Origin of the sequence: Streptomyces sp. NPDC048483, assembly GCF_040651455.1 — a bacterium.
In the GTDB taxonomy this organism is placed as follows: domain Bacteria; phylum Actinomycetota; class Actinomycetes; order Streptomycetales; family Streptomycetaceae; genus Streptomyces.
Genome location: NZ_JBEZJZ010000220.1, coordinates 1 through 4559 on the forward strand (window position 1 = coordinate 1; position 4559 = coordinate 4559).

1 protein-coding gene is annotated in these 4559 nt (G+C 71.5%); it reads left to right on the forward strand.

The features are described from left to right. A partial coding sequence (locus tag AB0D04_RS42200) for an amino acid adenylation domain-containing protein (protein WP_362712748.1) occupies nt 1–4559 on the forward strand: 4559 nt, incomplete at both ends.

A 4559-nucleotide genomic window follows, 5' to 3' on the forward strand; every position in this document is an offset into this window, starting at 1 on the left:
GCGGGTCGTACGGACGAGGCGCTGGATGATCTGGTCGGCTTCTTCGTCAACACGCTGGTGCTGCGTACCGACACCTCCGGTGATCCGTCGTTCCGCGAACTGGTGGAGCGGGTGCGGGACACCGACCTGGCGGCGTACGCGCATCAGGAGGTGCCGTTCGAGCGGCTGGTGGAGGTCCTCAACCCCACCCGTTCCCTCTCCCGGCACCCGCTCTTCCAGGTCATGCTCGCCCTCCAGAACACGCCCGAGTCGGTCGTGGACCTGCATGGTCTGCGGGCCGAGCCGCAGCCTCTGGAGACCACCACCTCGCGCTTCGACCTGATGGTCAGCCTGCGGGAGCAGCAGGACGAGGACGGTGCCCCGGCGGGGCTGCGCGGTGTGGTCGAGTACAGCACCGAGCTGTTCGACCGCGCGACCGTCCAGGCGCTGCTCGTCCGCCTGGAGCGGCTGCTGACCGCGGCGACGGCCGCGCCGGACGCCCCGATCGGCTCGGCCGAGATCCTCTCCGCCGATGAGCGCACCACCGTGCTGACCACGTGGAACGCCACCGACCGGCCGCGGCGCACGGCCACCCTCCCGGCGCTGGTCGAGGAGCACGCCCGGCGCACCCCCAACGCCCCGGCCGTGGTCTTCGACGGCACCGAGCTGTCGTATCGGGAGCTCGGCCGCCGCGCCAACCGCCTGGCGCGGCTGCTGACCGCCCGTGGCGCCGGGCCCGAGCGGACCGTTGCGCTGCTGCTGCCGCGTTCCGCCGAGCTGATCGTGGCGCTGCTGGCCGTGCTGAAGACCGGCGCCGCTTATCTGCCGGTCGACCCCGAGTACCCGGCCGAGCGGATCGCGTACATGCTGAGCGACGCCGCACCCGCGCTGGTGATCACCACCGCTGACGTGGCCCCGGCCGCCGACGGCGCGCCGTGTCTGCTGCTGGACGCCGAGGACACCGTCCGCGCGCTGGCGGACCTGTCCGACGCGGACCTCGCCGACGCCGAGCGCACCGCACCGCTGCACCCGGCGCACCCGGCGTATGTCATCTACACCTCGGGCTCCACCGGCCGCCCCAAGGGCGTGGCCATGCCCGCCGGAGCCCTGGTCAACCTGCTGACCTGGCACGCCTCGGCGCTGCCGGCCGACGGCAGCGGGCGGATCGCACAGTTCACCGCGATCAGCTTCGACGTCTGTGCGCAGGAGATCCTCTCCGCCCTCACCGGCGGGAACTGCCTGGTCGTCCCCGACGACGAGACCCGGCGCAACCCGGGCGAGTTTGTGCGCTGGCTCACCGACCAGTGGGTGAGCGAGCTGTACGCGCCCAACCTCATGGTCGAGGCGGTCTGCGAGGCCGTCGTGGAGCAGGGCCGCGAGCTGCCCGTACTCACCGATATCGCCCAGGCCGGTGAGGCCCTGGTGCTCAGCGAGCAGGTCCGTGCCGCCCACCGCCGCAACCCGCGGCTGCGGCTGCACAACCACTACGGGCCCACCGAGACCCATGTGGTGACCGCCTGGACGCTGCCGGCCGATGTGGCCGACTGGCCGGAGACCTCCTCCCTCGGCCGGCCCATCGACAACACCCGTGCCTATGTCCTGGACGACGGTCTGCGGCCGGTGCCGGCCGGTGTGCCCGGTGAGCTGTACATCGCCGGTGCGGGACTGGCCCGTGGCTATCTGAACCGGCCCGGCATGACCGCAGAGCGGTTCGTTGCCTGCCCCTACGGTGAGCCCGGTGCCCGGATGTACCGCACCGGCGACCTGGTGCGCTGGACCGCCGACGGTGCGCTGGACTACCTCGGCCGCGTCGACCACCAGGTCAAGCTGCGCGGCTTCCGGATCGAGCTCGGCGAGATCGAATCGCAGCTCGCCGCGCATGAGCAGGTCGCCCAGGCCGCGGTCGTCGTCCGCGAGGACCGGCCCGGCGACAAGCGGCTGGTGGCGTATGCGGTGCCCACCGGCTCCGCCGACGGCGTCGATGCGCCTGCGCTGCGCCGTCATGTCGAGGGCGCGGTGCCGGACTACATGGTCCCCGCCGCCTTTGTCGTCCTCGACGCGCTGCCGCTCACACCCAACGGCAAGCTGGACCGGTCCGCGCTGCCCGAGCCCGATCTCGGCGCACTCGCCGGCGGCGGACGCGGTCCGCGCACCCCGCAGGAAGAGATCCTGTGCGGTCTGTTCGCCGAGGTGCTGGGCCTGCCGCAGGTGGGCGTCGACGACGGCTTCTTCGACCTGGGCGGCCACTCCCTGCTGGCCACCCGGCTGGTGAGCCGTATCCGCTCGGCGCTCGGCGTGGAGCTGTCCATCCGCAGCCTCTTCGAGCAGCCCACCGTCGCCGGGCTCGTCCGCGAACTCGGCAGCGCCCACGGTGCCCGCGCCGCGCTGGCCCGCCGGCAGCGCCCGGAGCTCATCCCGCTGTCGTACGCCCAGCGGCGTCTGTGGTTCCTGGGCCGGCTCGAAGGACCCAGCGCCACCTACAACATCCCTCTCGGCCTGCGACTGACCGGGCCTCTGGACCGGCAGGCCCTGGCCGGGGCGCTCGCCGACCTCGTCGCACGGCACGAGTCGCTGCGCACCGTCTTCCCGGACACCGCCGGGGTGCCGCGCCAGGAGATCCGCACCGCGGAGAGCGCCCGGCCCGAACTGCGGGTCGTCGCCACCGACGAGGCCGGGCTGCACACGGCCATGGCGGAGGCGGCCGGTTACGCCTTCGACCTCGTCACCGAACCGCAGCTGCGCACCACCCTCTTCCGCCTCGGCGAAGAAGAGCATGTGCTGTTGCTGCTGCTGCACCACATCGCGGGCGACGGCTGGTCCTTCTCCGCACTGGCCACCGATCTGTCCCGGGCCTATGCGGCGCGGTGCGCGGGCGGTGCGCCCGACTGGGCGCCGCTGCCGGTGCAGTACGCCGACTACACCCTGTGGCAGCACGAGGTGCTCGGCGACGAGGACGACCCCAACTCCCCAATGGGCCGCCAACTCGCCTACTGGGCCGATCAGTTGGCCGAGCTGCCGGAACAGCTGGAGCTGCCCTGCGCCGGCCCGCGCCCGCAGGTGCAGAGCTACCGCGGTGCGACCGTCGACCTCGGGCTGGACGCCGCGCTGCACCAGCGGCTGCTGGCCGTGGCCCGGGAGACCGGTACCAGCCTCTTCATGGTCCTCCAGGCCGCCCTGGCCGCCCTGCTGACCCGGCTGGGCGCGGGCACGGACATCCCGATCGGCTCGCCGATCGCCGGACGTACCGACGAGGCGCTGGACGATCTGGTCGGCTTCTTCGTCAACACCCTGGTCCTGCGCACCGACACCGCCGGCTCGCCGACCTTCCGGCAGCTGCTGGAGCGGGTGCGGGCCACCGACCTGGCCGCCTATGCACACCAGGAGGTGCCGTTCGAGCGGCTGGTGGAGGTCCTCAACCCCGAGCGGTCGCTGTCCCGCCATCCGCTCTTCCAGGTCATGCTGGCCCTCCAGAACACGCCCGAGGCGACCCTGGAGCTGCCGGAGCTGGACGCCCGGCCGGCGCCGGTGGGCAGCGCCGTCGCCAAGTTCGACCTGGCCGCCGAGTTCGTCGAGCGGACCGGCGCGGACGGCAGCCCACAGGGCCTGGAAGGCGTCCTGCAGTACAGCACCGACCTCTTCGAGCGCGAGACGGTCGCGCTGATGGCCGACCGGTTCCGGCGGCTGCTGGCCCAGCTGGCCGCCGACCTGGACCTGGCCATCGGCGAGGCGGAGGTCCTCACCGCCGAGGAACGGCACCAGGTGCTCACCGCCTGGAACGAGACTTCCGCGGAGATTGCGCACCTCACGCTGGCTGAGGCGTTCGAGTGGCAGGTCGGGCGTACTCCTGATGCGACTGCGGTTGTGTGTGACGGCGTTGAGCTGAGTTATGGCGAACTGAACCGGCGTGCCAACCGTCTGGCGCATCTGCTGATTGAGCGTGGTGCGGAGCCGGAGCGGTTTGTGGCGTTGGCGGTGCCGCGTTCGGCGGAGATGTTGGTGGCGCTGTTTGCGGTGCTCAAGTCCGGTGCGGCGTATATGCCTGTCGATCCCGGTTATCCGGCGGACCGTATCGGTTTCATGCTGGGTGATGCCCGTCCTTCGTTGCTTGTGACCACGCGTGAGGTGGCGGCCGGTCTGCCGGAGACGGGTGCGGATCTGCCGTGTCTGGTTCTTGACGATCCGGAGACCGGGCGGTTGTTGGCGGGCCGGTCGGAGGGGGATCCCGGGGACGCTGGGCGCAGGCGGCCGCTGCTTCCGCGTCATCCGGCGTATGTCATCTATACCTCGGGTTCGACGGGTCGTCCCAAGGGTGTGGTTGTCCCGCACGAGAATGTGGTGGATCTGGCTGCGTGGGCGGCTGCGGAGATTGGTCCGGAGCGGCTGCGCAGGGTGCTTGCTGCCACGTCGCTGAACTTTGATGTCTCGGCGTTTGAGATGTTCGGGACGCTGTTGTGTGGCGGTGCTGTGGAGGTGGTGCGGGATCTGCTGGCGCTGGCGGAGCGGCCGCAGGGCCGTTGGGAGGGCACGTTGATCAGTGCTGTTCCGTCGGCGTTTGCGCAGTTGCTGGGGCATGGTGCGGT